Source organism: Streptomyces sp. ISL-66, assembly GCF_018614135.1.
Lineage (GTDB): Bacteria > Actinomycetota > Actinomycetes > Streptomycetales > Streptomycetaceae > Streptomyces.
Map to the genome: position 1 here is coordinate 1 of NZ_JAGGOW010000175.1, position 26980 is coordinate 26980.

The following is a 26980-nucleotide window of genomic DNA, read 5'->3' on the forward strand; positions in this document are numbered from 1 at the left end:
GCGCCGGGCAGGGTCACCCGGCCCGGCGGCACGGCCCGCGCGGAGGGCGCCGCCGAGGGCCGGGGCTCCGACCCGGCCGGAACGCACAGGTCGACCCGGGCACCGCGGCCGCGGCCGTCTCCGGCGACCTCCACGTGACCGTGCAGCGGACAGAGCGCCGCCACCAGGCCGGCCCCGGCGAAGTACTGCCAAGCGGTCACCGCGCGTTCTCCCGATTCCGCAGCAGGGATGAGGGTTACGCCTGAAGAAACGATCAACGCCCGGCTTCGATACGCCTCCCCCCGGATCCGCTACGCCCGGGTCTGCCTGCGGCGCTCGGGCGCGCGCTCCCCGACGGCCCCGGCGCCCGCGAGGAGGCGCAGGGCGGCCTCCGAGGGCGACCCCGCCTCCGCCGTATAGGTGATCAGCGTCTGGTCCGGGTCATCCGGGAGTGCGAGGCTCTCGTACGCGAGGGAGAACTCGCCGACCAGCGGATGGCGCAGGTGGTAGCCGCCGTGGGTCTTCTCCCCCACTTCCCGCTCCTCCCACAGCCGGGTGAACTCCGGGCTGTTCTCGGCCAGTTCGTCGATGAGCGCGGCGAACCGCGGGTCGCCCGGATGGCGTCCGAGGTCGAAGCGGAGGTAGGCGACCAGATCCCGCGCCTTGCGCTCCCAGTTGACGAACCGCCCACGCACCTCGGGGTGGAGAAAGACCAGCCAGGCCTTGTTGCGCCGCTCCGGCGCCAGCGCCGCGAAATCGGTGATCAGCGTGGCGAAGAGGGGGTTCCAGGCGAGGATGTCGGTGCGCCGCCCCAGGATGAACGCAGGAGTACCGGGCATCGACTCCAGCAGTCTGCGCAGCCCCGGCCGGACCTCCTGCGCGGATCCCGGCACCGGGGCCGCCGGACCCCGTGCCGCGTTGCGCACCAGCCGGGTCAGGTGGGCGGCCTCGGCCGCGTCCAGCCGCAGGGCGGTGACCACGGCGCCGAGGACCGCGTCCGAGACGTTCTCGGCGCGGCCCTGTTCGAAGCGCGTGTAGTAGTCCACGCTGACCCCGGCGAGCTGGGCCAGCTCCTCGCGGCGCAGCCCCGGCACCCGGCGGCGGCCGCCGAAGGAGCGCAGGCCCGCGTCTTGCGGGCGGATCCGCGCGCGGCGGGACCGCAGGAAGTCGCCGAGTTCCGCCTTGGGCCCTGTCTGGTTCATGCTGTCGATCCTAGAGCGGGGTGAACCCCTCCCGGAGCCGTCCGCGTACCGTGCCGCCGCCCGCTCGTCCGGCCCGTGAAGGCGGACACGCCGCGGGGGCGCGACCCCAAACGGTCGCGCCCCCGCGTCGGTTCGCCGTCCGGGAAGGCTCAGGCCTCCGGGGTGCCGCCGAAGCGCTCGCGGTACGAGTCCAGGTCCTCTTCGGTGATCTTCGCGAAGAGGACCGGCGGCACGGTGAAGGGCGTCCCCGCCGGCACCGCGTCGAGGGAGGCGGCCTGCTCCGGGTTGACCCAGGTCGCCGTGTCGTCGGTGAGGTCGAAGGCGGAGCGCATGGCGCGCGCCGAGGCCGGGATGAAGGGCTCGGAGACCACCGAGTAGAGGTGGATGAGGTTCATCGCCGTGCGCAGGGTGAGCGCCGCGCCCTCGGGGTCGGTCTTGATCTCCAGCCAGGGGGCCTTCTCCTCCAGGTAGGAGTTTCCGGCCGACCACAGGGCGCGCAGGGCGGCGGCCGCCTTGCGGTACTGGAGGGCGTCCATGTGGCCCTCGTACTCGGCCAGCAGTTCGGCGATCTGCGTGCCCAGCTTGGCCTCGGCCTCGCCGGCCGCGTTGCCGGCCGGGACGTCGTCGCCGAAGCGCTTGCGCGAGAAGGAGAGCACGCGGTTGACGAAGTTGCCGAGGGTGTCGGCGAGGTCCTTGTTCACCGTGGAGGTGAAGTGCTCCCACGTGAAGGAGGAGTCGTCGGACTCGGGCGCGTTGGCGATGAGGAAGTAGCGCCAGTAGTCGGCCGGCAGGATCTCGAGGGCCTGGTCGGTGAAGACTCCGCGCTTCTGCGAGGTGGAGAACTTGCCGCCGTAGTACGTCAGCCAGTTGAAGGCCTTGACGTAGTCGACCATCTTCCAGGGCTCGCGGACGCCCAGTTCGGTGGCGGGGAACATCACCGTGTGGAACGGGACGTTGTCCTTGGCCATGAACTCGGTGTAGCGGACGTCGTCGGCCTCGTACCACCACGACTTCCAGTCGCGGTCGGCCGGGTCGGCGTCCGACCATTCCTTGGTGGCGGCGATGTACTCGATCGGGGCGTCGAACCAGACGTAGAAGACCTTGCCGTCGGCGGCCAGCTCCGGCCACGTGTCGGCCGGGACCGGCACGCCCCAGTCGAGGTCGCGCGTGATGGCGCGGTCGTGCAGGCCCTCGGTCAGCCACTTGCGGGCGATGGAGGACGCCAACTGCGGCCACTCCTCCTCGTGTTCCGCGACCCAGGCCTCGACCTCGACCTGCAGCTTGGACTGGAGGAGGAAGAGGTGCTTGGTCTCGCGGACCTCCAGCTCGGTGGAGCCGGAGATGGCCGAGCGGGGCTCGATCAGGTCCGTGGGGTCCAGGACGCGGGTGCAGTTCTCGCACTGGTCGCCGCGGGCCTTGTCGTAGCCGCAGTGCGGGCAGGTGCCCTCGACGTAGCGGTCCGGCAGGAAGCGGCCGTCGACCGGCGAGTAGACCTGCCGGATCGCGCGCTCCTCGATGAAGCCGTTCTCCTGGAGGCGCCGCGCGAAGTGCTGGGTGATCTCGGCGTTCTGCGCGGAGGAGCTGCGGCCGAAGTAGTCGAAGGACAGCTCGAAGCCGTCGTAGACCGCCTTCTGGGCGTCGTGCGCCTGCGCGCAGAACTCGGAGACCGAGATGCCGGCCGCCTTGGCGGCGAGCTCGGCGGGGGTGCCGTGCTCGTCGGTGGCGCAGATGTAGAGGACGTCGTGGCCGCGCTGGCGGAGGTACCGGGAGTACACATCCGCCGGAAGCATCGACCCGACCATGTTGCCCAGGTGCTTGATCCCGTTGATGTAGGGAAGCGCGCTGGTGATCAGGTGTCGAGCCATCCTCGGATGCTCCATTTCATATATGCCGGTACAACGTGACGTGCGGTTCATCGTATCGAACCGCCGAAACGCCACGTGCCCGTATTTTCTGCGGGGTGGACGTTGGTGGCCGTAACGCAAAAGCGAGGGTGGTGACCTCTGCGTCACGGCCCTCGCGCTGCGGCCATGGTACAGCGGGGGACGCGAGTGCCGGACCGGCGTCCGGTCCCCGGGCGGCCGCCGTGATGCCGGCGACCTCACGGCTGTCCGCCGACTCGGTGGTGCGGGCCGGCGCGACCGCCGGGCACACGAGTGATCTTGGGACGGTCACACGCCGCGCGCCCGCGCGGGAGGCGCGGAACCGGCGCACGGGAGCGCGGCATATGCGTGTGCGCTGGTTGAGCGTCCGCGTGGTCGACTTCGATCATCGATCGGTCATCACCGGACGTAATGCCTCCATCTTCCCTCTCTGCGCCCTCCGGATGCGCCCGCGCTGATTTCCTTGGGCCCGCACACGGGATGGGGTGGAGCGGTGAGCGATGGCAGCGGTCCGGAGGAGTCCGTTGGCGGGGCCGTGGGTCTGCCCAGCCGGCGACGGCGGCCGACACCCATGAGCCAATGGGATCCGCCGGCGCGCCTGTCGTACTGGGCCTTCCACTCCGACCGTCGCCCGGCCTACATGCGCTTCGCGTACCTGCAGCTCGGATCCGACGCGGCGGCCGAGGAGGCGGTCGATTCCGCCTTCGACTCGATCATGGGCGAATGGCTCCGGATGCTGCACATGGACCGCCTCGACGCCTACGCGTGGACCGTGCTCAAGCAGCGGATCGCCGGCCGCCAGTACCGCCACAGCCCCTGGCCGGAACCGATGGACATCAGTGCCTTCGAGGCCGCGCTCAAGGGGGCCCACGCGGAAGCCGACCAGTACGAGGTGCTCACCGACGCCATCCGCTTCTACTCCGCCGTGTCCCGCCTCGCCGAACGGCAGCGCGACACCGTGCTGCTGCGGTACGGCCTCGAGTGCACCCCCGGCGAGGCCGCCGCCATCATGGGCGTCGACGAAGCCACGGTCCGCTCCCAGCTGGGCCAGGCGCAGCGACGGCTCGCCCTGCTGCTCGACACGTCCGCCGAGTCATGAGCCGCGACGCCCGCCGCGGCATCCGGTACGAGGACGGCGGACCGCCGCGCTCCCTGGCGGAGTTCCTGACGCGGGCGAGCGTGCGCGACCGCTACCCGCACTACGACCTGGGCGCGGCGGAGACCCGGCTGCTGCGCGGCGACGGCGGCCACGGCGACGACCCCGACACGCCCGCGCGGCAGGTCCCCAGGAGGCGCGGAACCGCCGGCCGGCGCCGGGCGTTTGGCTGGTGCGACCCCGCGCGGGACCTGCCGCTGGACGCGGAGCGGGCCAGGCTCGACCTCAAAGCCGCCTGTCTGGCCTCGGTGTGCGCGCCCGGGGCCGGGGAGCGGCTCGACACGTTCGAGGCCGAAGGCCACACGGACCTGCCCGGGGCCGTCGTCTTCGGCTGCCTGCTGCATCTGGCCGGGCTGCGCGAGGGGGCCCGCTTCTGGTGGCAGTTCGCCGCCGGCTCCGGACACTCCCGCACCGCGCACGCCGCGTACTGCCTCTTCCTCGACCACTCCCGTCGCGGCGAACACCACGACGCCCGGGTCTGGGCGCGGGAACTGGACCGGCGCCGCTTCCGGCCGGGCGGTCCCCGGGACCTGCGGGAGGTGTGGCTGTGCGCGCAGGCGGCCGTCCTGCGCTACGTCGACCAGCTCGACGATCCCGACCTGGGCCCGGTGCCGCTGCCCAGACCCGGGGTGTCCGTGGTGCTGGCCGCCTTCCGGCCGCCTTCGCCCGCTCCGGTACGGCCGCCCGCACCGGGCACGGGCCCGCTGCGCCACCCCGCGCTGACGGCGGCGGCCCGCGGGACCGTGGTACAGCCCGGCGGGGGCGAGGTCCTGGCGCAGGCGCGCCACGCCCTGGCCGTCGTACGGGTCCTCGAGCGGCGGCCGCTCGGGGTACGGGCCGGCCGGCTCGGGCGGGAGGCCGGGCTGACCGAGGCGGAGCTCCCGCCCCTGCTGACGATGCTGTGCGAGGAGGGGTACGCGTACCGGCCCGGCGTCGGCGTGTACGCCCCCGGGCCGGCCCTCGACCGGGGCCTCGCGGGGCAGCTCCAGCACACGCTCGCGCTGGCCCGGGACAGCGCGGGCGCGGCCGTGTACCTGAGCCGGTACGCGGAGGGGGAGGTCCGCATCACCCAGATGGCGGACGGGCCCGGCACCCCGCCCGTGCGGGAGTGGGTCGACTTCCGGGACGCCGCGCACGCCAGCGCGGTGGGCAAATGCCTGCTCAGCCAGCTCGACCACGACGGCCGCGCCGATCACGTGGCCCGCCACCGGCCCGCCCGGCTCACCGACCGGACCATCACCGACAGCCGGGCCCTGTTCACGGCGCTCGACGCGGTGGCCCCGGGCGCGCCCGTCTTCGACCTGCGCGAATACGCTCCGGGAGTGGTCTGTGCGGCGGTGCCCCTCACGCTCGGCGAGGCGGCGGGCAGCCTCGCCCTGTCGCTGCCCGGCACGCACGCGCACCGGCTGCGGCAGGCCACCGAGGCGCTGCGGCGCAAGGCGGTACCGGTGCTGCTGGCGCTTTTGCTGGCGGGGGCGATCCCGCCGGACGCGGCGGGGACGCATGACACGGCGGAGGCGCAGGAGACCTCTGGGGCCTACGGGGGCCCTGACGCTCCGGAGGCTCCGGGTGCCCCCGCCGCCGTCCCCGGCCCGGCTCTGGCGCCGGTCACCCCGGAGACGCTGCGCCACTTGCGCAGACTCTTCCGGACGCCGCTGCCCCGGTCCGCCGAGGAGCCGGACGGTCCGCACCTGGTCAGCGACAGCGCCTCGGAGGCGGCGTACCTCTTCGACGCGCCGCCGGACGGCGGGGTCCCGGGTCTGGCGCTCCCCCGCACCTTCGCCCCGCTGCTCCCCGGGAGCCTGCGGGCGGCCGACGGCCTGGTGGTGCTGCGCACCTGACGGCGTCAGGGGGTGACGGTGCCGGGCGCGCCGGGGACGAAGGTGGCCACTGCGGTGTCGAAGTGACGCTTCGCCTCGGCGAGTTTGCCGACGGGCGCGGAGACCCAGATGTCGTACATCCGCCCGTTCTCGTCCCAGCAGAGGTCGTAGGTGTGCCGGGCCCCCTCGGCCGGAGTGAAACCGTTCCAGGTGAACTCCCAGAGCGCTGCGGGGTGTTCATGACGGCTCGTCGAGACGACCGTGCCGACGCGGTAACCGGGGTTGGTGTCCGGGCCCTTCGCGTGGGCCTGCCGCATCACGCCCAGCGGACCGCCGGGCACGGGCATCTTGACGCGGATCCCGATGCGGAAGGCGCCGTCCGGGGAGACGTAGAAGACGCGCTGGTCGTCGGTGGCCCGCTGGTATCCCTCGGGTACGGCGATGCCGAAGCCCTGCGGGTCGGCGACGGTCCGGTACCCGGCCGGCAGCGCGCCCGGAGTCGTGACGGCTGTGACGGGCGTGACGGGTGCGCTCGGTGCGCCCGGTGCGCCCGGAGACGCGCCCGCCGGACCCGCGGACGGGGCCGCGGACGCGGTCGTGCCGGAGGCACCGGACGGGCCGGACGGGACGGACGTGCGGGGAGCGCCGGCCGCGGCCCCCGGAGCCGGTCCCCGCGCCGAGTCCTCGTCGCCGAGCAGCGAGGCACCGGCCACCGCCCCGGACGCCACCAGGACGAGCGCGGCCGCGATCAGCCCGGCATGCAGGCCCGGCCGGTTGGCGACGAGCTGCCTGGCCGTCGGGCGCGGGGGCTGGGCCGGCGCCGTCAACCCCTCTGAACCCGGAACCGGTTCGGGACCGGAGGCGTACCCGGCCACGGGCCCGGCCACGGATGCGCCGCCGGATACGGGAATCCGATCGGCGGGCGCGAGGCTGCCACCGGTCAGGTACGCCGACAGCAGACGCTCGGCCTCGGGAGCCGTCATCCTGCGCTCCGGGTCGCGCTCCAGCAGCCCCCGGATCACCGGGAGCAGCGGCCCGGCCTGGGCGGGCGGGCGGATCTCGCCGGAGACGACGGCGTGCAGGATCCCGCCCAGCGAATCGCGGCGGAAGGGCGATTCCCCGGTCAGCGCGGCGCACATCAGTGTGCCGAGCGACCACAGGTCGCTGGCCGGACCGGCCTCGGCGCCCTGCATCCGCTCGGGGGCGGTGTATTCGGGCGAGCCGACGAACGCGCCCGTCTCGCTGATGGTGGTGGCCCCGCTGAGGCGGGCGATGCCGAAGTCGGTGAGCACGACCCGGCCGGTCGCGGCCTCCATGAGGACGTTGGCCGGCTTGACGTCCCGGTGGAGCACGCCCCGACCGTGCGCCGCGGTCAGGGCGCCGAGCAGGGCGAGGCCGGTCCTGGCCGTCTCGACCGGGGTGAGGGTCTTGCCGGCGCCGATCAGGTCCGCGAGGGAGCCCCCGTCGACCAGTTCCATGATGATGCAGGGGCGCCCGTCGTGTTCGATGACGTCGTGGACCACGACGACGTGGGGATGCCGGACGTGCGCCACCGCGCGCGCCTCGCGCAGGGCCCCGGCGGCCACACCCCCGGCCTGGTCGCCCTCCCCCATGTGGAGTTCCTTCACGGCGACCGGCCGTCCGAGGAGCTCGTCCGTGGCCCGCCAGACGGTCCCCATCCCGCCGCGGCCCAGCCGTTCTTCCAGGCGGTAGCGCCCGGCCATCACGACGCTGCCGCGCGACTCGTCCTGAGACACCCGCGTTCCCCCCTCACCCGGTACCAAGCCCATGATGCCGCAGCCCGGCGCGGCCTATGATCGTGGCGGCACCGGTCACAGCTCCACGGGGGGCGCGCGTGGAACCCACAGCCATCGGACTGCGGCTGGCATCGGCGGTCATCGGCCCGCTCGTCAAGAGGTTCTTCGTCGCCGACGCCCCCGGCGCCGGCCTGGTCGACAAGCCGGTCCGGCTGTCCGGCTACGTCTCCTTCAAGGGCGAGAAGCGCACCCTCACCGAGTCCGACCTCCGCGATCTGGCCGCCGCGCTCGTCCGGCAGGGCCTGCGCACGGGCGAACGCCCCGTACCCGAGGACGAACACGAGGCCGTCACCGATGCCGTCGCCACGACGCTGCACGCCCTGGGCGACCTCACGATCACCGATCTCGACGCCGTTCGGCTCGGCGCGGCGGCGTTCGCGCGCGAACTGCGCCGCGCCGGCGGCCATCCCGAACGTCATCTCTCGGCCGACGCCGCCCACTTCTACGACGCCCTGCTCGACTCCGCCGCCCACCACATCCTGGAGTTCTTCACCCAGCGCAGGACGTTCCTCGCGCACGCGCTCGTCCGCCAGGCCCGGGACCTGGACGGACTGACGGCGAAGAGCGACGAGCTGCTCCGCCGCATTCCGATTCCCGACGCCCAGGACCTCGCGTTCGAGGCGGCGTACCTGCCCTACGTCGCGAAGAAGCACGGCAAGCTCACCATCTACGGGATCGACCTCAGTCATTCGCCGACGCGGTGGCCCCTGGACGTGGCGTACCTGAGCCTGGAGGCGGCGCCGCTGGAACGCGCGCGAGCGGAGGCGGCGCCGAAGGCGGGCGGGACCGCGGAGGACCGGTACGACCTTCGGAACGCGCTGCAACTGCCCGAACTCCAGCCCGCGGACCAGGCGCTGGCCCACACCCCGCGCGTACTCTTGCGGGGCGAGGCGGGATCGGGCAAGACCACGCTCGTCCAGTGGCTGGCCGTGACCGCCGCGCAGCAGGACCGGGCGGACCGGCCGGCGTACCTGCGCGACCGCGTGCCCTTCGTGCTCCCGCTGCGCACGCTCACCCGCCGCGGCGAACGGCTTCCCGCCCCGAAGGACTTCCTCGCCGCGATCGGCTGCCCCCTCGCGGGCTCCCAGCCGGCCGGCTGGGAGCACCGGGTCCTCGCCGCCGGGCGGGGGCTGGTCCTGGTGGACGGCATCGACGAGATCCCGGAGCCCGAGCGGGACCGGACCCGGCGCTGGCTGCGGGATCTGCTCGACACCTACGAGGGCGGCAACCGCTGGCTGGTCACCTCGCGCCCGTCGGCCGTGGGCCGGGACTGGCTCGCCGAGGACGGGTTCGGCGAGTTGGCGCTGTCCTCCATGGGGCCCTCGGACATCGCCACCTTCATCGAGCGCTGGCACACCGCTGCCCGCGCCGAGGCCGGCCACACGGCGGACGACATGGCCGAACTCGACGCGTACGAAGAGCAGTTGCGCATCGCCGTCCGCACCAAGAGCGATCTGGGCCGACTGGCCACCAACCCGCTGATGTGCGGCCTGATCTGCGCGCTCCACCGCGACCGGCGGGGATATCTGCCGTACGGGCGCAAGGACTTGTACGAGGCCGCCCTCTCGATGCTGATCAGCCGCCGCGACCGGGAGCGCGACATGGCGGTTCCGGAGCTCAGGGAGGAGCCGCAGCTCGACCTGCTCCAGCGGCTCGCGTACTGGCTGATCAAGAACGGCCGTACGGAGATGGACCGTTCGCAGGCCGAGGACATCATCGGGCGGGCCCTGCCCGCGGTCCCTGAAGCGGCCCGCCTGGGCGATGCGCCGACGGTCTTCGAGCACTTCCTCCAGCGCAGCGGCCTGCTCCGCGAGCCGGGCCCGGGAACCGTGGACTTCGTCCACCGCACCTTCCAGGACTTCCTGGGCGCGCGGGCCGCCGTGGAGGAGGGCGACTTCGGGCTGCTCACCGCCCATGCCGCCAACGACCAGTGGGAGGACGTCATCCGCATGGCCGTGGCGCTGGCCCGCCCCGGCGAGCGCGTGGGGCTGTTCCAGGAGCTGCTGGCCCTCGGCGACGCAGCCGACGACCGGCTCGTCCGGTCCCGTATCTACTTGCTCGCGTCCGCCTGCCTGGAACACGCGACGACGCTGGATCCGTCCGTCCGGGAAGCGGTGGAGCAGCGGACCGGCACGCTGATCCCGCCGCGTTCCGACGTGGAAGCCCGGGCGTTGGGGGAAGTGGGGCCGCTGATCCTGGACCTGCTGCCGGGACCCGAGGGTCTGCGGGACATCGACGCGTACTTGACCGTCATCGCGGCCACGTGGATCGCGAGCGATGCCGCCCTGCCCCTCCTGGCCGGCTACGCCGACCATCTGTATCTTCGGGTGCGCAGCCAGCTGGTGTGGGCCTGGGCCCGCTACGACACCGCCCGGTACGCGGAGGAGGTCATCGCGCGGCTGGACCCGGCCGGGCTCGAGTACACGGTCACGTCCGACGAACAGCTCCGGCACCTGGAGCGTCTGGGAGTGGCCCCGGCCTCCCTGGACGTCAGGACCTCCGTTTCCGTGACCGCGCTGCGCTCGTACCTCTCCCGGCACAAGCTGACGGAACTCCTCATGAGTCATCACCCGGCGAAGGATCTGGGTTTCCTGGCCGGGCAGACGGAGCTCACGGCGTGCACGATCGTCGACTGTGACGAACTCGTCGACCTGTCCGCTCTCGACGGCCTCCGGATCCGCCGCCTGACCTTCGGCACGTCGGCCGTCGTGGACCTGCGCCCGTTGGGACGCCTGCCGGACCTCGAGCACCTCGCGATCCACAGCCATGTCGATCTGAGCTGGTCCCCGGAAGCCCTTCACCCGCACGCGCCGCTCCGGCGCCTCTCCGTGAGCAGCACGGTCGTTGCCCAGCGGGGGCTCAAGGGGATCGGCCGGCTCACCGGGCTCGTGTCCGTTGACGTCTCGATCGCCACGGTGTCCGCCGAGGACTGGAGGGAACTCTCCGCCCTGCCCGCTCTCGGCACCCTCCTCCTGGGCACGGCGTCCTTCACGACCCTTCCGGCCGCCACGGTCCTGGCGGAGGTCACCGTGCTCCACCTCGACGGCGGGGGCGGCGAAGGCGTCGCGCAGCAGGTGATCGACCGGTTGCCGCAGGCCTTCCCCAAGCTGCGGTTCCTCGCGTTCTCGGGAGGCCTGCCCGGAGAGGAGATCGACGTCTCGACCTTGGCGGGGATGTCCCGTCTGAGCGAGCTCCACATCGGCATGCCGCGTGCCCGGATCCACGGTCTCGACGCGCTGCCCACCTCCGTGAGGGTGGTCGGCGAGGAAGACTGACCGCGAGGCCGACGGCTGACTGGAGAGCGCGGCTGCGTGGCGCTTGCGGTGGCGATTCCGGCTGACTGGAGATTCAGTCAATCCGGCTGCCCGCGCACCGGCCGGGCTCCGGGTCGCCCGGGTAGGGTGTCGAACCGTGGCTGATCGACGTACAGCAATCATGGAAGGGGCCGCGCGGGTCATCGTCCGGCGCGGCGTCCGGGGCCTGCGCGTGGAGGAGCTCGCCGCGGAGGCGGGGGTCTCTACGGCGTTGATCTACTACCACTTCAAGGACCGCGCGGGAATCCTGCGCGCGACCCTGGAGTTCATCAACGACCGCGCGGGCCGGTACACCACGGAGCGGGATCCCGCCGATCCGCCGCTCGACGCCCGCGGCGAGCTGGAGCAGACGCTGCTCCTGGAGTTCCAGGACAGCCCCGGAACGCGGGAGAACAGCACGGCCTGGGGGGAACTGCGGGCCAGCGCGGTGTTCGACCCCGACCTGCGCGAAGACCTCGCGCGGGCGACGCTCGTATGGGTCCAGGAAGTGGGTGAGCTGCTCGGCCGCGTCCGGCCCATGGCCGCGGCGGCGGCGCTCGCCGGCACCGCCGAGCGGCTGACGGCCCTCGTGGAGGGCCTGAGCTCGCGCTGGCTCAGCGGCAGCCTGCCCCTGGCGCACGCCCGCGAGCTGATGCTGTCCTCCATCGACGCCGAGCTGGACCGTCTCGCCCGCCCCTGACCGGGACGGGCCCCGCCCGGGCACCCGCCCGAGGCCGCGCCACAGCCCGGAAAAGCAAAAAACCCCACATGAAGTGGGGTCTCAGCTGGTGTCCGAGGGGGGACTTGAACCCCCACGCCCGATAAAGGGCACTAGCACCTCAAGCTAGCGCGTCTGCCATTCCGCCACCCGGACTAGGTGGTCGGCCCCGGTTTCCCGCGGCGACATGGACAACAATAGCAAAGGTTCGGCGGGGTTCCGACCAGGTATTTCGGCCGGGGCTAGTCCGACGCGCCGCGCTGACCTGCGGGCATGTCCAGGGGCCGGGTTCGCGGGCCGGGCGGGACGTCACGTCCCGGAGAGGCCCGGCCGGGGCCGGTCTTCGGCGGAGCGCACCGGCTCCGCCGAAGAGGGCGCCGGGGCTACGGGCAGCGGATGACCTGGCCGGCGTAGGAGAGGTTGCCGCCGAAGCCGAAGAGGAGGACGGGCGCCCCGGAGGGGATCTCGCCGCGCTCGACCAGCTTGGACAGGGCCGTCGGAATGGACGCGGCCGAGGTGTTGCCGGAGTCGACGACGTCGCGGGCGACGACGGCGTTGACGGCGCCGATCTTGGACGCGAGCGGCTCGATGATCCGCAGGTTCGCCTGGTGGAGGACGACCGCGGCGAGTTCCTCGGGGGTGACCCCGGCCTTCTCGCAGACCTTGCGGGCGAGCGGCGGGAGCTGGCTGGTGGTCCAGCGGTACACGGCCTGGCCCTCCTGCGCGAAGATCGGCGGCGACCCCTCGATGCGGACCGCGTGGCCCATCTCGGGCACCGAGCCCCACAGGACCGGGCCGATGCCGGGCTCGTCGCAGGCCTCGACGACGGCCGCGCCGGCGCCGTCACCGGTGAGGACGCAGGTCGTGCGGTCGGTCCAGTCGGTGATCGCGGTCATCTTGTCGGCACCGATGACGAGCGCACGGGTGGCGGCGCCGGCCCGGATCGCGTGGTCGGCGGTGGCCAGGGCGTGCGTGAAGCCCGAGCAGACGACGTTGAGGTCCATCACCGCGGGGTGGCCGCCCATGCCCAGCTTGGCCGCGACGCGGGCCGCCATGTTCGGGGACCGGTCGATCGCGGTCGAGGTCGCCACGAGGACGAGGTCGATGTCGTCCGGGGTCAGGCCGGCGCTCGCGAGGGCCTTGCCGGCGGCCTGGTAGGCCAGCTCGTCGACCGGCTCCTCGGGGCCCGCGATGTGACGGGTCCTGATCCCGACGCGGGACCGGATCCACGCGTCGTTGGTGTCGACCATCGCCTCGAGGTCCTCGTTGGTGAGCACTCTCGCGGGCTGGTAGTGCCCTAGCGCCACCACGCGTGAACCGGTCATGGGCGGGGTCCCCCCTTGTAAGGCAGTCAGGATGTTCCAGCTTGGCCTGCTACCGATGGGTACGGGTGCGCGTGACCCGACAGGATTCAGTGCCCTGAATTTGGAGCTTCCCGAGGATCCTCCAGCCGGGGACGGTGCCCGAAGCGGATCCGCGAGAATGGGTTCATCAGGCGCATGACGAGGACAGAACGGGTGGGCTGATCACATGGGACGGGTCACCGAACGCCGTCGCGTCGTCCGGATCCGCAATGGCGTGGCGGGCACCCGGGCGGACACGCTGGTGGCCGAAGAACCGTTGGAGATAAGGCTCAACGGCAAACCGCTGGCCGTCACGATGCGCACCCCGGGGGACGATTTCGCGCTCGCCGTGGGCTTCCTGGCCAGCGAGGGCGTACTCGGCTCCGCATCGGACGTCCGGGCCGTGACCTACTGCGAGGGTGCCGCCGAGGACGGAACGAACACCTACAACGTGGTGAACGTACAGCTGGCCGCCGGAGTTCCGGTGCCGGACATCAAGCTGGAGCGGAACGTCTACACCACCTCCTCCTGCGGTCTGTGCGGGAAGTCCAGCCTGGAGGCCGTGCGCACGGCGACCCGCTTCCCGGGGCTCGCGGACGATCCCGTACGGGTGAGCGCGCGGATCCTCGGGGAGCTGCCGGACCGGCTGCGCGCGGAGCAGAAGGTCTTCGACCGGACGGGCGGGCTGCACGGCGCCGGGCTGTTCTCGGCGCGGGGCGAGCTGATCGACGTACGGGAGGACGTCGGCCGGCACAACGCGGTGGACAAGATCGTCGGCCGGGCGCTGCAAGCCGGTCTGCTGCCGTTGGCGGGCTCGGTGCTGCTGGTGTCGAGCCGGGCGTCCTTCGAGCTGGCGCAGAAAGCGGTGATGGCGGGGATCCCGGTGCTGGCGGCGGTCTCGGCGCCGTCCTCGCTCGCGGTGGACCTGGCGGTGGAGGCGGGGCTGACGCTGGTCGGGTTCCTGCGGGGCGGGGACATGAACATCTACGCGGGCGAGGAACGGATCGACCTGTCCGCGTAAGGCCGTCGAGGGCCGTGTCAGCGCCCGCGGCGGCCGCGGCGGGAGGCCGGCGCGGCCGGCTTGGGGGCCGGGGGGTCGATGCGGTGGAGGTCGAGGGCCGGCGGGACCGGGGTGACGCCGGGGCCGCCGGACTCGGCCCAGGCGATGACCTCGTCGGTGGCGGTGTCGTCCAGGGCCCAGCCGAACCAGGCCGCGCGGGCGCCCCGGCTCCGGGCTTCGGTGGTGGGCTGCACGACGATGACATTGGCCTGCGCGCACGGGCCGAGGCAATCGGTCGTACGGACGGCCAGGCGCCCGCCGGAGGCCGCGGCCGCCTCGCGCAGCCGGGCCAGCTGGCCCTCGTGGTCGGTGCCGGGGTTCTTGCGGGGATCACCGCAGCAGCAGCCTCGGCAGACCACCAGGGTGCAGGGGCGCGGGGCGTTGGCGGAGAGCGGGCGTATCCAGGTCACCGACGCACGTTACCGGGCCCGCGGGGCGGGGTGTTGGGGGGCGCGGGAGACCTCCGCCACATGTTCGCCGGGGAGTTCGACGGGTCCGGCGCCTTCGACGGGTCCCGTCGCTTCGGCGTCCCGTGCGCGTCGGCGGGCCAGGACCGCGCAGACCATCAGCTGCATCTGGTGGAAGAGCATCAGCGGCAGCACGGCGAGGCTCGCCTGCGGACCGAACAGCACGCTGGCCATGGGGAGTCCGGCGGCGAGGCTCTTCTTCGACCCCGCGAACTGGATGGCGATGCGGTCCTCGCGGGTGAATCCGAGGCGCTTCGCCCCGTACCAGGTGGTCAGGAGCATGACAGCGAGTACGGCCGCCTCCACCACCATCAGCGCGCCGAGCCGCGGGACGCTGACCTGGCGCCAGATCCCCGCGACCATGCCCGCGCTGAAGGCGGCGTAGACGACGAGCAGGATCGAGCCGCGGTCGACGTAGCCGAGGACCGATCTGTGGCGGGCGAGGAAGCCGCCCGCCCAGGGGCGCAGGGCCTGTCCGAGGACGAAGGGCAGCAGGAGCTGGAGGACGATCTTCAGCAGCGAGTCGGGGGAGAAGCCGCCGGCACTGTTGCCGAGCAGGCCGGCGGCGAGGAGCGGGGTGAGGAAGATGCCGATGAGGCTGGAGAAGGAGCCGGCGCAGATCGCGGCGGGGACGTTGCCGCGGGCGATCGAGGTGAAGGCGATGGAGGACTGGATGGTGGAGGGCACCAGGCACAGGAAGAGCAGGCCGCTGTAGAGCGGGGGCGTGAGGAGGGTGGGGACCAGGGCGCGGGCGGCGAGGCCGAGGAGGGGGAAGAGCACGAAGGTGCAGGCGAGCACGGTGATGTGCAGCCGCCAGTGGCGCATGCCGTCGAGGGCCTCGCGGGTGGAGAGGCGGGCCCCGTAGAGGAAGAAGAGCAGGGCCACGGCTCCGGTGGAGGCGGCATCGGCCGCGGTGGCCGCCGCGCCGGCGGCGGGGAGCAGGGCGGCCAGGCCGACGGTGGCGAGCAGGCCCGTGACGAACGGGTCTACGGGGAGCCGGGCGGGGAGGGTCGGGCGGCGGCGCATGGTGGTGCTCACGTTGCTCACTCGCTGGGAGGGGATGGGAACGGGGTGGGCCCGGGTGGAGTGGGACCGAGGATGGGATGCGGGGCAGGCGGTGCCCCTCCATCGTCGGGGGCGGGCCGGTGATCGGGAAACCCGTACACCGTATTGACTGTCATCAGGAAACACGATGACAGCCGCTACCGTGGCCTTGTGTACGACCCCGTCCAGCTGCGCACCTTCCTCACCGTGGCCCAGACCCTGAGCTTCACCCAGGCCGCGGCCCGGCTCGGTGTCGGGCAGTCCACGGTCAGCCAGCACGTGCGGCGCCTGGAGCAGGCCACGGGCCGGCCCCTCTTCCTCCGCGACACCCACAGCGTGGAGCTCACCGAGGACGGCGAAGCGCTGCTCGGCTTCGCCCGCTCGATCCTCGAGGCGCACGAGCGCGCGGCGGCCTTCTTCACGGGGACCCGGATCCGGGGCCGACTGCGCTTCGGCGCCTCGGAGGACTTCGTGCTGACCCGGCTCCCGGAGATCCTGGAGGCCTTCCGGCACGAGCACCCCGAGGTGGAGCTGGAGCTCTCGGTGGAGCTGTCGGGGACCCTGCACGAGCGGCTGGACGCGGGGCGGCTGGATCTCGTCCTCGCCAAGCGGCGCGGCGAGGGGGACGAGCGGGGTCGTCTGGTGTGGCGGGACCGGATGGTGTGGATCGGGGCGGAGGGTCTGCGGGTGGACCCGGACCGGCCGGTCCCGCTGATCGTCTTCCCGCCGCCGGGGATCACCCGGGCGCGGGCGCTGGACGTGCTGCAGGCGGACGGACGGCCGTGGCGGATCGCCTGTACGAGCGGCAGCCTGAGCGGACTGATCGCGGCGGCGCGGGCGGGCCTGGGGGTGATGGCCCACACGCGGGGGCTGATCCCGCCGGGACTGGTCCGGGTGGGCGGGCTGCCGGAGCTCGGCCCGGTGGAGTTCGCGCTCCTGCGGGGCCCCCGGGTGTCGGCGGCCGCCGAAGCCCTGGCGGGCGCGATCCTCTCGGGCGCGGACCGGCTGACCCGGGCCGCGTAGCGGGGCCGTCCGCGGGCCGGCCGCGGGAGGGTGTGCGAACCGCTGGGGAGGTCTTGTGGAGGTATCCGGCTGTTGATCAACGGCGGGGAGGGGTGGGGTAGCGTCGCCGCGCTGCGCGGAGAGGAGCGGGGACATGCGCGAGATCACCGTCCCACCGGTCGTCACGGGCTCGCCCGTCGGCGGTCTGGCCGATGTCGTTTTCCTGCACGCCCGCGAGGACCCCGGCCGGGTTGTGCTCGGCCGCAAGCGCGACGGGGTCTGGTACGACGTGACCTCCGCCGAACTGGCCGCCGAAGTCCTGGAATTGGCCAAGGGCCTGCTGGCGAACGGCATCGGCTTCGGGGACCGGGTCGCCATCATGTCCCGTACCCGCTACGAGTGGACCCTCTTCGACTTCGCCCTGTGGGCGATCGGCGCCCAGCCCGTCCCCGTCTATCCCACATCCTCCGTCGAGCAGGTCCACTGGATCCTGTACGACTCCGAGTGCACGGCCTGCGTCGTCGAGGACGAGGACCAGGCCATGACCGTCGGGTCGGTCATCGAGCGACTGCCGCGCCTGCGTCTGCTCTGGCAGCTGGATTCGGGAGCGGTGGACGGGCTCGTCGAGGACGGCCTCCAGGTCGCCGAGGACGTCGTGCACCGTCACCGTCGCGCCGTGACCCCCGACGCGACGGCCACCGTCATCTACACCTCCGGCACCACCGGCCGACCCAAGGGGTGCGTGCTGACCCACGCCAATTTCATGTTCGAGGCCGACACGATGGCGACCCGCTGGGAGTCCGTCTTCCAGGCCGGCCCCGGCGAACAGCCCTCCACGCTGCTGTTCCTGCCGCTCGCGCACGTCTTCGGGCGGATGGTGGAGGTGGCGGCCGTCCGTTCCCGCGTGAAGCTCGGCCACCAGCCGGTGCTGGCGGCGGCCGAGCTGCTGCCGGACCTCGCCGCGTACCGGCCGACGTTCGTGCTCGGAGTCCCGTACGTCTTCGAGAAGGTCTACGCCGCCGCTCGCCGCAAGGCCGAGTCGCAGGGCCGCACCGGGCCCTTCGACCGGGCCGTGGACGTGGCCGTACGGTACGCGCAGGCGCGCGAGCAGAAGGCGTTCGGCATCGGGGCCGGGCCCTCGGCCAAGCTGCGCATGGAGCACCAGCTCTTCGAGAAGCTGGTCTACGGGAAGGTCCGCGACGCCATGGGCGGCCGGGTGCGGCACGCCATGTCCGGGGGCTCCGCGATGGCGCGCCGGCTCGGGCTGTTCTTCGACGGCGCCGGGATCACGGTGTTCGAGGGGTACGGGCTGACGGAGTCGTGCGCGGCGGCCACCGCCAATCCGCCCGGGGCCACGAAGTACGGCACCGTCGGCCTGCCGATCCCGGGCAGTACGGTCCACATCGCCGAGGACGGGGAGATCTGGCTGCACGGCGGCAACGTCTTCGCCGGTTACCTGAACGACCAGCGCGCCACGGACGCGGTGCTGCACGACGGCTGGCTGGCGACCGGGGACCTGGGGAGGCTGGACGAGGACGGGTACCTGACGATCACCGGGCGCAAGAAGGAGATCCTGGTGACCTCCAACGGCAAGAGCGTCGCGCCGACCGCCCTGGAGGAGCGGGTCCGTTCGCATCCGCTCGTCTCGCAGTGCGTGCTGGTGGGCAACGACCGGCCGTACATCGCCGCCCTGCTCACCCTGGACGCGGAGGGGGTGGCTCACTGGCTGGCGATGCGCGGGCGGCCGCAGCTGCCGGCGGCCGAGCTGGTGCTCGACCCCGATCTGACGGCGGAGGTCCGCCGGGCGGTGGTCGCCGCGAACACCCTGGTGTCGCAGCCCGAGTCGATCCGCACGTTCCGCGTTCTGGCCGAGCAGTTCACGGAGGAGCGGGGTCTGTTGACGCCTTCGCTGAAGCTGAAGCGCCGGGCGATCGAGGAGGCCTACGCGAGGGAGGTAGCGGCCCTCTACCAGTCCTGACTCACGTGCTCCACGATCCGTCCGGTGACCCGAACCGTTACCTGACGGTTCGTCACTTTGCTGGCCGTTGATATTGACGATGCGTCAGGTCGCGCACAGAATGCGGGGATTCCGACCGGAGGGGATCCACACATGCTGCGACCGATCCGCATCCTGGCCGCCGCGGCGGCGACGCTCGCGCTCGTCTCCGCCTGCAACTCCGCCTCCAACGGCTCCTCCCGGGACAAGCCGGGAGCCGCCGGCAACTCCCGCGGGGTGAGCGGCGACTCGATCAAGGTCGGCGGCATCGTGTCGATGACCAGTGCCAGCGGATACAGCAAGAAGGACACCGATCTCGGGGCGAAGGCCCGTTACGCGAGAGCCAACGCCGAGGGCGGGGTCAACGGCCGCAAGATCGACTACATCGGCGCCGAGGACGACGGTCAGGACCCCGCCAAGAACCTGGCGGCGGCCCGCAAGCTCGTGCAGCAGGACGAGGTGTTCGCGGTCTCCCCCATGAGCTCGGTCACCTTCTCCGGCTCCGACTTCCTGGAACAGGAGAAGGTCCCCACCTTCGGCTGGGGCACGCTTCCCTCGTTCTGCGGCCCCAAGTACATCTACGGGTTCAACGGCTGCCTCGCCCCCACCCCCGGCGGAACCATCAACCAGACCTGGCCCGAGGGCATCGGCAAGGTGCTCGGCGGGGCCCGGGGCAAGTCCGTCGCGATCATCGCCAATGACAGCGACGCGGGGAAGTTCGGCGTGCGCACCTTCCAGCAGGGCTTCACCAGCGCCGGGTTCGAGGTCGCCTACGCCAAGGCCTCGGTGCCCGGCACCGCCGTACCGAGCGACTGGTCCGCGTACGTCAAGGAGATCCTCGAGAGCAACGACGGCAAGGCCCCTGACGCCGTCGTCTCGGTCATGCAAACCCCCAACAACATCGGACTGTTCACCTCGCTCAAGCGCAGCGGGTACAAGGGGCTGCTCTCCGACCCGACCGACTACGACCCGGGTCTGCTGGCCAAGGACGCCACCAAGCAGGCCCTCGACGGCGTGCACGTCCTGTTGCAGTTCGAGCCGTTCGAGTCGACGAACCCGAAGATGGCCCAGTTCAAGGCCGACATCAAAACCGCCGCGGGCGGGCAGGACGTGCCGCTCAGCATCCATATGATGACCGGCTACATGTCCGCGGACCTGTTCCTGTCCATCGCGCAGAAGGCCGGCAAGGACCTGACCGTCGAGTCCTTCCAGGCCGCCGCGCAGGGCTTCACCGACACCGCCACCCTCGTGGGCGACCGGTCCGAGCCCAAGGGCCAGAAGGACAGCTTCGGCTGCGGGGCGCTCGTCCAGCTGAAGAACGGCGCGTACGAGGTCTCCGTACCGTTCGAGTGCCACGAGCCCATCCCCTTCAAGTAGGGGACCGGGAATCCGCATGGGAGATCTGCTCGCCCTCGTACTGAGCGGTCTGGTGTCCGGCGCCCTGTACGCACTGCTCGCCACCGGGCTGGTGCTGTCGTACTCGGCGTCCGGGCTGTTCAACTTCGCGCACGGAGCCACCGCCTACCTGTGCGCGCTCACCTTCTACGAACTGCACTCCGGGCTGGGCTGGCCGGCCGTCCCGACGGCGCTGCTGGTGGTGTGCGTACTGGCGCCCGGGCTCGGCTGGGCGCTGGACCGGCTGATGTTCCGGCGGCTCGCGCAGGTCGGCGAGACCGCGCAGATCGTGGCCACCATCGGCCTGTTGGTGGCCCTGCCCGCCGCCGGACTGTGGGCGGTGGAACTGCTCGTGGACGCGGGAGCTCCGCTGGCGCCGGCGGAGAACCAGTTCGGACTGCCGGGGGTGGGGCCGAGCCCGGCCACGTCCTGGCAGCTCACCGCCGACGTGGGCATCGACTCCGACCAGCTGATCACCTGGGTGGCGACGGCCGTCGTGGCCGTCGCCCTCTGGGTGCTGATGCGGCACACCCGGCTGGGCCTGCGGCTGCGGGCCGTCGTCGATAACCGCTCGCTCACCGAACTGCGCGGGATCGACGCCGACCGGCTGTCGTCGGTGGCCTGGATGATCGCGTCGGGACTGGCCGGGCTGGCGGGCGTACTGGCGACCCCGCTCCTCGGACTGTCGGCGCACGACTTCACGCTGTTCCTGTTCGTGTCGGCCACCGCGGCGGTGATCGGACGGTTCGCCTCCGTACCGCTCGCCTTCGCCGGCGGACTGGGGCTCGGCGTCCTGCAGAACCTGGTCGTCGGCTACGCCTCCTTCGCCGATTCCATCACCGGGTTCAGGACGGCCGTGCCGTTCCTCATCCTGTTCGGCGGACTGCTGGTGCTCACCCGCCGGGCTCGGACCGCCGGGACCGAGGCCGTGGACGTCGCCTCCGTGGACCACCTGGCCGGCGCCCCGTGGGGGCGGAGGTGGGGGGTGTGGGCCTGCCTGGGCGTGGCCCTCGGCGTCGCCTTCTACACCGTGACCACGCCGTTCTGGAGCGGGCTCCTCGCCCAGGGGCTGGCACTGGCCCTGGTGTTCATGTCCTTCACCGTGGTCACCGGGCTCGGTGCGATGGTCTCACTGGCCCAGGGGACGTTCGTGACCGGCGCGGCGCTGGTCGCCGGACTGCTGATGAGCCACGGGTGGCCGTTCGTGGCGGCACTGGCCGTCGGGACCTGCGTGGCCGCCGTCCTGGGGGCGCTGGTCGCGCTGCCCGCGCTGCGCCTCGGGGGGCGGTCCCTGGCACTGGCGACCCTGGCGCTGGCCTTCCTGGCGGACCAGGTGCTCTTCCAGATGCGCTGGCTGCGCAACGGGGACTCGGGATGGTCGATCCCGCGGCCCGTGATCGGGCCGGTGGACCTCTCCGACGACCGCGCGCTCGGGGTGGCGCTGCTGGTCCTGGTCGCGGCGGTCGCGGCCGGACTGAGCGCGCTGCGGAACTCGCCGTCGGGGCGGGCGATGCTCGCCGTACGGTCGGCTCCGGCGGCGGCCATGGCCTCGGGGGTGTCCGTGCTGCGGACGAAGCTGCTGCTGTTCACGCTGTCGGCCGGGCTCGCGGGGTTCGGGGGCGTGATGTACGCGTCGTACAACACCCGGATCACCGCCACGGACTTCACGGCGATGACGGGACTGGTGTGGCTCGCGGTGGTCGTGGCGGCGGGGGTCCGGCGGCCGCAGTACGCGGTGGTGGCGGGGCTGGTCTTCGCCGTTGCTCCGCGGGTCATGGCGGACTACGTGACGGCGTCGGCCCACCTGCCGGTGATCCTGTTCGGACTGGCGGGGCTGGCCTTGGCCAATGATCCGGACGGGTACTGCGCGGCGATCCCGGTGCGGATGGCCCGGCGACGGGCCGGCGGCAACGCGCTGGCGCGATCCTCGACCGGGGTCGGAGCGTCGAACGGGGGCGGCGCGTCGGCGGGGGCTGGATCCTCCGCCGGGGCCGGCGCCCCGACCGGGATCGGCGCGTCGGCCCGGGCGGGAGCCTCCGGGATCGGCGCGTCGGCCGGGGCGGGAGCATTGACCGGGGCCGGAGCCTCCGCCGGGATCGGCGCCTCCGCCTGGGCCGGAGCCCCCGCCGGAGCCGTTCCCGCGGCCAAGGCTGCCGACGGAGCCGGGGTTGGCCCTGCGGGGCGTTCCCCCACCCCGCCCCTTCCCGAAACCGGGGCTCCGCCCCAGACCCCGGCCCCCGAACGCCGGGCCAGCCGGAATGGCCCGCCGAGGGATCCAGCCCCGCCAGGGGACACCCCGGGCCGGGGTCCGGGGAAGTTCGCGGCGCGGGGGCCCGGGGGTGGAACCCCCGAAGGGTCCGGGCGGGGCCCGGTTTCGGGAAGGGGCGGGGTGGGGGACACCCCCTCGGCGCACAGCCCCGCAGGGGACAACCCCTCGGCGGCCAGCCCCGCAGGGACCGCGCCCGCGCTCGAGCTGCGCGGCGTGAGCGCCGGGTACGACGGGGGGCTCGTACTGCACGGGGTGGACCTCCTCGTGCGGCGCGGGGAGATCCTGGCCGTGCTCGGGCCCAATGGCGCCGGGAAGAGCACCGCGTGCCGGGTCGCGGCCGGGGCGCTGCCCGTCACGGGCGGGGCCGTTCACGTCAGCGGGCGGGACGCCACGCGCGACGGGGCCGTACGCCGCTCCCGGGCGGGGGTGTTGCTGGCACCCGAGGGGCGGGGGATCTTCCCCGCGCTCAGCATCGAGGAGAACCTCGCGCTGTACCTGAGGGACCCGGCCGAGCGGGACGCCGTGTACGCGCGCTTCCCCCGGCTCCGCGAGCGGCGCTCGGTCGCCGCCGGGGCGCTCTCCGGCGGGGAGCAGCAGATGCTGGCCCTCGCGCCGCTGCTACAGCGTCCGCCCGAGGTGCTGATAGCGGACGAGCCCTCGCTCGGGCTGGCGCCGCGCGTGGTGGACGAGGTGTACGGGCTGCTCACCGAGCTCCGCGCCGCCGGGACCGCGCTGCTGCTGGTGGAGGAGAAGGCTGCCGAGATCCTCGGGATCGCCGACACCGTCGCCTATCTCTCCCAGGGCCGGGTCTCCTGGTGCGGCCCGCGCTCCGAGGTGGAGGCGGACCGCTTGACCGAGGCCTATCTGGGGATGAGGACATGAGCGGGGGCGAGTACGTGCTGCGGGCCGCCGGGGTGGGTGTCCGGTTCGGCGGGGTCACGGCGCTGGACGGCGTCGACCTCGGCATCCGGGCCGGCGAGGTGTGCGGGCTGATCGGGCCGAACGGGGCGGGGAAGACCACGCTGTTCGACGTCCTGTCCGGGATCCGGCGGCCCGAGCGGGGCCGGATGCTGCTGGACGGGGTGGACGTCACCCGGCGTTCCCCGGTCTGGCGGGCCCGGCACGGGATGCGCCGGACCTTCCAGCGCCAGCAGTTGTTCGGGCAGCTCAGCGTGGCGGACAACGTCCTCGTCGCGCAGGAGTGGCGGGGCGGTGGCGGTGGCTTCGCCGCCGACCTGATCGCTTCGCCCGCCCGCCGGCGGCGGGAGCGGCAGCGGCGGGAGCGGACCTCGCGGGTGCTGGCCGACTGCGGGATCGGGTCGCTCGGGGCCTCGTACGCCGGTGGTCTGCCGGTGGGTCAGGCCCGGATGGTGGAGCTGGCCCGAGCGGTCGCCGATCCGCCCCGGGTGCTGCTGCTGGACGAGCCCGCCTCGGGCATGTCGGCGCCCGAGCGCGAGCAGCTGGCGGTGGTGGTGCGGCGGCTCGCCGAGGAGGAGGGCTGCGCGGTGCTGCTGGTCGAGCACAACGTCGCCTTCGTGATGGACCTGTGCAGCCGCGTGGTCGTCCTGGACCTGGGGAGGGTGCTCGCCGAGGGCGCTCCCGCCGAGGTCCGGGCCGACGCGCGGGTCCGCGAGGCGTACCTGGGGGCGTAGGGCGGGCCGGGGGCCGTTCCCGCCGTACGGAATTCACCCGTTCGGCGGGAATAGGCCAAGCGGGAGTCCGGTTGTCGCCGGTCGTACGCCCACCCGGTACCGACGACGACAAGAGGGAACGGCACGACGTGAACCAGGTCCCCGGCATCAAGCTCAACAACGGCACGCTCATGCCCCAGCTCGGCTTCGGACTCTGGCAGGTCCCGGACGCCGAGGCGGAGCAGGCCGTCGCTACCGCGCTGGAGGCGGGCTACCGCAGCATCGACACGGCGGCCGTCTACGGCAACGAGAAGGGCGCCGGCAAGGCGATCGCCTCGGCCGGGATCCCGCGCGAGGAACTGTTCGTCACCACGAAGCTGTGGAACGGCAAGTCCGAGACCTGGGGCCGGGACAACGTGCTGCGCGAGTTCGATGCCTCGCTCGGCAAGCTGGGCCTCGACGCCGTCGACCTGTACCTGATCCACTGGCCGCGCCCTATGCGCGACGACTTCGTCGCCATCTGGAAGGCCTTCGAGGAGATCGCGGAGAGCGGCCGCGCCAAGGCCGTCGGCGTGTCGAACTTCCGCCCCGCCGACCTGGAGCGCCTCGGCGCCGAGAGTTCCCTGGTCCCGGCCGTGAACCAGATCGAGCTCCACCCGCTCCTCCCCCAGGCCGAACTGCGCGCCGTCCACGCCCGCCTCGGCATCGCCACCGAGGCCTGGTCCCCGCTCGGGCAGGGCAAGGAGCTCCTCACCCTGCCCGCCGTCACCGCGATCGCCGACAAGCACGGCCGCTCGGCCGCGCAGGTGGTGCTGCGCTGGCACCTCCAGCTCGGGAACATCGTGATCCCCAAGTCGGTGACTCCGGCGCGGATCCGGGAGAACCTGGACGTCTTCGGCTTCGAGCTGGACGCCGCCGACATCGCCGCGCTGGACGCGCTGGGTGCCGGTTCGGCGGGCCGCCGGATCGGTCCCGACCCGGCCGAGTTCGACTTCTGAGCCGCGGGCGGGGGTCAGCGAGGTGACGGCGCCCGAAGGCGTCTACCGGGTCCGCAACGCCGCGAGCGGGCTGCTGCTCCAGGTGGAGGCCGGCAACCGGGTGTGCGTCGGGCCGGACGGCGGACCGGACGCGGGGCCGGAGCCGGCCCGGCAGTGGGAGATCACGCCCGTCCACAGCGGTGGCGGGATCTTCCACCTGGTCAGCGTCCACAACGGCAAGCGGCTCGACGTCGCGAACGCCTCGACGGAGAGCGGCACCCGGGTCCAGGTGTGGAAGGCGAACGCCTTCGGGGCACAGGAGTGGGTCGTCGAGGAGCACCTCGACGACCCGGGGGTCGTCTCGCTGATCGCCGCGATCAGCGGTCTGCCGCTGGAGGCGGACGCCGAGGGCCGGGCCCGCCAGTGCGAGGACACCGACTCGCCCGCGCAGTGGTGGCGCCTGGAGCCCGTCTGACCCGGCCGGTCCTCCCGGTCGGGTTCAGCTCCGTACGAAGGCGCGCAGCCGGTACGTCGGCTCCGCGCGCGGGGTGTCCGGTCGGGGCAGGAGTTCCAGCTGGTCCGCGAGCCCGCGCGGGGTGGTCCCGCGCGGGCGGACCCGGGAGGCGTACTGCCCGGCGAGCAGCGCGGCGGCGCTCCTGCGCGGGGTGCGGCCCTGGCCGTGACCGGTGAAGAGGGCTTCGCCCACGGGGCGAAGGCCCGCTGCGGCCGCGTGGGCGGCGACCACCGGCGCGGAGTCGGCCGGGGTCGGGGTGAGGTGCGGTGCGAGCACCGCGTCGATGTCGCTGCCGACGTCGTGGGCGGCGTCCTTGTCGACGGTGGTGACGAACACCCCGCCGGGCCGCAGCACCCGCCCAGCCTCGGCGATCACGGCGGCCACCGCGCCCGGTGTGCGCAGCAGGTGCAGCAGCCAGACCGCGCTGACCGCGTCGAGCGTGCCCGGGCGGACCGGGAGCCGGGTCCCGGAGGCGAGGACCACGGGGACGCCCCGGGAGCGCGCCATGGCGGCCATCCCCTGCGAGGTGTCCACGCCGAGGACGCACAGCCCGGGGCGGGCCGCGGCGATCCGGGTGGTGACGATGCCCGTGCCGCAGCCGAGGTCGAGCAGGGTCGCCGCGGCCGGCGGGAGCAGGCCGAGGACCGCCGCGCAGGCGGCCTCGGCGCGCGGGACCCCGCCGCGCGTGGCGTCGTAGGCCTCGGCCTCGGCGTCGTAGTCGAGGAGCGGTCTCGGTACCGGTACGGAGACCGGTACCGAGGCCGAGACCTGCCGTACGGGTATCGGCATCAGGCGGCGCCGTGGGCGGAGGCGAGGGCTTCGACGCGTTCGGCCAGGGTGAAGTCGGCTTCGGTGACGGAGTCACCCGCGTCGTGCGTGTTCACGGACACGCGGACGGTGTTGTAGCCGAGGGTGAGGTCGGAGTGGTGGTTCAGCTCCTCCTGCACGGCGGCGATGTGGCTGACCAGTGCGCTCGCCGCGAAGTGGCTGCCCAGCCGGTAGGTGCGGAAGATCCGGTCGTCTTCGAAGGCCCAGCCGGGGAGTTCCCGCAACCGGTCCTCGATCTCCTTCTGCGAAAGCGGCTCTCTCGACATCCGCAGGCTCCTTCCCCGTACGCGACTGCCCGATTGACCTGACGTGGAGTCAAGGTTCCCACAGCTCGGGCCGGGGGGAAGGTTTCGCGCCATAGTGCGTGCGGGTACTTCCGCGCCTTCCGTGACCAGCGTGCCGCCCCTATGCTCCTGCGCCGGACGTGACTGTTACCGGCGGTAATAGCGTCGGGTACCGAGGGGACATCTTCGTGACGCGCACAGGCAACTCCAGGCGCACCTTCATCGCGGGGGCCGCGGCGACCGCGGGCGCCTTATCCGCCGCCGGGACCGTGGCGGCGACCCCGGCGGCGGCCGCCCCGGCC

20 protein-coding genes, 1 tRNA gene and 1 pseudogene are annotated in these 26980 nt (G+C 73.0%); 12 read left to right on the forward strand and 10 right to left on the reverse strand.

What is annotated here, in order from left to right; genetic code table 11:
• The 3 genes from J7E97_RS30175 to metG form a co-directional block, all read right to left on the reverse strand.
• On the reverse strand, window positions 1-200 hold a 200-nt coding region (locus J7E97_RS30175), incomplete at its 3' end, for a hypothetical protein (RefSeq protein WP_215033910.1).
• A 90-nt stretch (window positions 201-290) separates the two neighbouring features.
• Complete coding sequence (locus J7E97_RS30180; protein ID WP_215033912.1) at window positions 291-1181, reverse strand: helix-turn-helix transcriptional regulator; 891 nt, start codon at window positions 1179-1181, stop codon at window positions 291-293.
• Window positions 1182-1330: 149 nt separating this feature from the next.
• Window positions 1331-3046 carry a methionine--tRNA ligase gene (gene metG / locus J7E97_RS30185; protein ID WP_215033914.1) on the reverse strand — a complete coding sequence of 572 codons (1716 nt, stop codon included), beginning with the start codon at window positions 3044-3046 and terminating at the stop codon, window positions 1331-1333.
• Window positions 3047-3635: 589 nt separating this feature from the next.
• Between metG and J7E97_RS30190 the strand changes: the two genes are divergently transcribed.
• Both J7E97_RS30190 and J7E97_RS36375 read left to right on the forward strand, forming a co-directional pair.
• Window positions 3636-4163: an RNA polymerase sigma factor gene (locus J7E97_RS30190; protein ID WP_251055384.1), complete on the forward strand. Its 528-nt coding sequence runs from the start codon at window positions 3636-3638 to the stop codon at window positions 4161-4163.
• An 800-nt stretch (window positions 4164-4963) separates the two neighbouring features.
• Window positions 4964-5689, forward strand: a pseudogene (locus tag J7E97_RS36375) (IclR family transcriptional regulator C-terminal domain-containing protein); the annotation flags it as partial.
• A 377-nt stretch (window positions 5690-6066) separates the two neighbouring features.
• Here J7E97_RS36375 and J7E97_RS30200 read toward each other — a convergent pair.
• Complete coding sequence (locus tag J7E97_RS30200; RefSeq protein WP_251055387.1) at window positions 6067-7764, reverse strand: serine/threonine-protein kinase; 1698 nt, start codon at window positions 7762-7764, stop codon at window positions 6067-6069.
• Window positions 7765-7895: 131 nt separating this feature from the next.
• On the opposite strand from J7E97_RS30200, the gene J7E97_RS30205 reads away from it, so the two are divergent.
• Window positions 7896-11132, forward strand: coding sequence for an NACHT domain-containing NTPase (locus J7E97_RS30205; RefSeq protein ID WP_215033920.1), 3237 nt, complete (start codon window positions 7896-7898; stop codon window positions 11130-11132).
• A gap of 160 nt (window positions 11133-11292) precedes the next feature.
• On the forward strand, window positions 11293-11850 hold the full coding sequence (locus tag J7E97_RS30210) for a TetR/AcrR family transcriptional regulator (protein ID WP_215033944.1): 558 nt from the start codon (window positions 11293-11295) through the stop codon (window positions 11848-11850).
• 86 nt (window positions 11851-11936) lie between these two features.
• Here J7E97_RS30210 and J7E97_RS30215 read toward each other — a convergent pair.
• Window positions 11937-12024: transfer RNA gene (locus J7E97_RS30215), tRNA-Leu, on the reverse strand.
• A 227-nt stretch (window positions 12025-12251) separates the two neighbouring features.
• Window positions 12252-13193: a beta-ketoacyl-ACP synthase III gene (locus J7E97_RS30220; protein WP_215033922.1), complete on the reverse strand. Its 942-nt coding sequence runs from the start codon at window positions 13191-13193 to the stop codon at window positions 12252-12254.
• Window positions 13194-13398: 205 nt separating this feature from the next.
• Between J7E97_RS30220 and fdhD the strand changes: the two genes are divergently transcribed.
• A complete protein-coding gene (fdhD, locus tag J7E97_RS30225) occupies window positions 13399-14232 on the forward strand; it encodes a formate dehydrogenase accessory sulfurtransferase FdhD (RefSeq protein WP_215033924.1) in 834 nt (277 codons plus the stop codon).
• A gap of 17 nt (window positions 14233-14249) precedes the next feature.
• On the opposite strand, the gene J7E97_RS30230 is transcribed toward fdhD, so the two are convergent.
• Window positions 14250-14681, reverse strand: coding sequence for a (2Fe-2S) ferredoxin domain-containing protein (locus tag J7E97_RS30230; protein WP_215033926.1), 432 nt, complete (start codon window positions 14679-14681; stop codon window positions 14250-14252).
• 9 nt (window positions 14682-14690) lie between these two features.
• The gene (locus J7E97_RS30235; protein WP_215033946.1) at window positions 14691-15764 is read right to left on the reverse strand and encodes a bile acid:sodium symporter family protein; all 1074 of its coding nucleotides are present in this window, start codon (window positions 15762-15764) and stop codon (window positions 14691-14693) included.
• 189 nt (window positions 15765-15953) lie between these two features.
• Here J7E97_RS30235 and J7E97_RS30240 point away from each other — a divergent pair, with 189 nt between their 5' ends.
• From J7E97_RS30240 to J7E97_RS30275, 7 genes are all read left to right on the forward strand, one after another.
• Window positions 15954-16805 (forward strand): LysR substrate-binding domain-containing protein, encoded by an 852-nt coding sequence (locus J7E97_RS30240; protein WP_215033928.1) that lies wholly within the window; start codon window positions 15954-15956, stop codon window positions 16803-16805.
• 133 nt (window positions 16806-16938) lie between these two features.
• Window positions 16939-18762, forward strand: coding sequence for a long-chain fatty acid--CoA ligase (locus J7E97_RS30245; protein ID WP_215033930.1), 1824 nt, complete (start codon window positions 16939-16941; stop codon window positions 18760-18762).
• Between the two features lie 132 nt (window positions 18763-18894).
• Window positions 18895-20157 (forward strand): ABC transporter substrate-binding protein, encoded by a 1263-nt coding sequence (locus J7E97_RS30250; RefSeq protein ID WP_215033932.1) that lies wholly within the window; start codon window positions 18895-18897, stop codon window positions 20155-20157.
• A gap of 16 nt (window positions 20158-20173) precedes the next feature.
• Complete coding sequence (locus tag J7E97_RS36380; RefSeq protein ID WP_251055386.1) at window positions 20174-23326, forward strand: ATP-binding cassette domain-containing protein; 3153 nt, start codon at window positions 20174-20176, stop codon at window positions 23324-23326.
• Complete coding sequence (locus J7E97_RS30265; protein WP_215033934.1) at window positions 23323-24096, forward strand: ABC transporter ATP-binding protein; 774 nt, start codon at window positions 23323-23325, stop codon at window positions 24094-24096. Before J7E97_RS36380 ends, J7E97_RS30265 begins: the two co-directional genes overlap by 4 nt.
• A 128-nt stretch (window positions 24097-24224) precedes the next feature.
• Window positions 24225-25073 (forward strand): aldo/keto reductase, encoded by an 849-nt coding sequence (locus J7E97_RS30270; RefSeq protein WP_308346854.1) that lies wholly within the window; start codon window positions 24225-24227, stop codon window positions 25071-25073.
• A gap of 22 nt (window positions 25074-25095) precedes the next feature.
• Window positions 25096-25527, forward strand: a complete 432-nt coding sequence (locus J7E97_RS30275) for an RICIN domain-containing protein (protein WP_215033936.1) — start codon at window positions 25096-25098, stop codon at window positions 25525-25527.
• A 24-nt stretch (window positions 25528-25551) separates the two neighbouring features.
• Here the strand turns inward: J7E97_RS30275 and J7E97_RS30280 are convergent, their stop codons facing one another.
• Together J7E97_RS30280 and J7E97_RS30285 are read right to left on the reverse strand one after the other, a co-directional pair.
• The gene (locus tag J7E97_RS30280) at window positions 25552-26355 is read right to left on the reverse strand and encodes a class I SAM-dependent methyltransferase (protein ID WP_215033938.1); all 804 of its coding nucleotides are present in this window, start codon (window positions 26353-26355) and stop codon (window positions 25552-25554) included.
• A complete protein-coding gene (locus J7E97_RS30285) occupies window positions 26355-26660 on the reverse strand; it encodes a 4a-hydroxytetrahydrobiopterin dehydratase (protein ID WP_215033940.1) in 306 nt (101 codons plus the stop codon). The genes J7E97_RS30280 and J7E97_RS30285 overlap by 1 nt, the downstream gene beginning before the upstream one ends.
• Window positions 26661-26980: the final 320 nt, after the last annotated feature.

What these genes read in the sequence shown, in the direction of transcription:
- fdhD (WP_215033924.1), top strand. Translation starts at nt 13,399, where the DNA reads ATGGGACGGGTCACCGAACGCCGTCGCGTCGTCCGGATCCGCAATGGC.
- J7E97_RS30220 (WP_215033922.1), bottom strand. Translation starts at nt 13,193, where the DNA reads ATGACCGGTTCACGCGTGGTGGCGCTAGGGCACTACCAGCCCGCGAGA.
- J7E97_RS30210 (WP_215033944.1), top strand. Translation starts at nt 11,293, where the DNA reads ATGGAAGGGGCCGCGCGGGTCATCGTCCGGCGCGGCGTCCGGGGCCTG.
- J7E97_RS30235 (WP_215033946.1), bottom strand. Translation starts at nt 15,764, where the DNA reads ATGCGCCGCCGCCCGACCCTCCCCGCCCGGCTCCCCGTAGACCCGTTC.
- J7E97_RS30265 (WP_215033934.1), top strand. Translation starts at nt 23,323, where the DNA reads ATGAGCGGGGGCGAGTACGTGCTGCGGGCCGCCGGGGTGGGTGTCCGG.
- J7E97_RS30250 (WP_215033932.1), top strand. Translation starts at nt 18,895, where the DNA reads ATGCTGCGACCGATCCGCATCCTGGCCGCCGCGGCGGCGACGCTCGCG.
- J7E97_RS30285 (WP_215033940.1), bottom strand. Translation starts at nt 26,660, where the DNA reads ATGTCGAGAGAGCCGCTTTCGCAGAAGGAGATCGAGGACCGGTTGCGG.
- J7E97_RS36380 (WP_251055386.1), top strand. Translation starts at nt 20,174, where the DNA reads ATGGGAGATCTGCTCGCCCTCGTACTGAGCGGTCTGGTGTCCGGCGCC.
- J7E97_RS30280 (WP_215033938.1), bottom strand. Translation starts at nt 26,355, where the DNA reads ATGCCGATACCCGTACGGCAGGTCTCGGCCTCGGTACCGGTCTCCGTA.
- metG (WP_215033914.1), bottom strand. Translation starts at nt 3,046, where the DNA reads ATGGCTCGACACCTGATCACCAGCGCGCTTCCCTACATCAACGGGATC.
- J7E97_RS30200 (WP_251055387.1), bottom strand. Translation starts at nt 7,764, where the DNA reads ATGGCCGGGCGCTACCGCCTGGAAGAACGGCTGGGCCGCGGCGGGATG.
- J7E97_RS30190 (WP_251055384.1), top strand. Translation starts at nt 3,636, where the DNA reads ATGAGCCAATGGGATCCGCCGGCGCGCCTGTCGTACTGGGCCTTCCAC.
- J7E97_RS30180 (WP_215033912.1), bottom strand. Translation starts at nt 1,181, where the DNA reads ATGAACCAGACAGGGCCCAAGGCGGAACTCGGCGACTTCCTGCGGTCC.
- J7E97_RS30245 (WP_215033930.1), top strand. Translation starts at nt 16,939, where the DNA reads ATGCGCGAGATCACCGTCCCACCGGTCGTCACGGGCTCGCCCGTCGGC.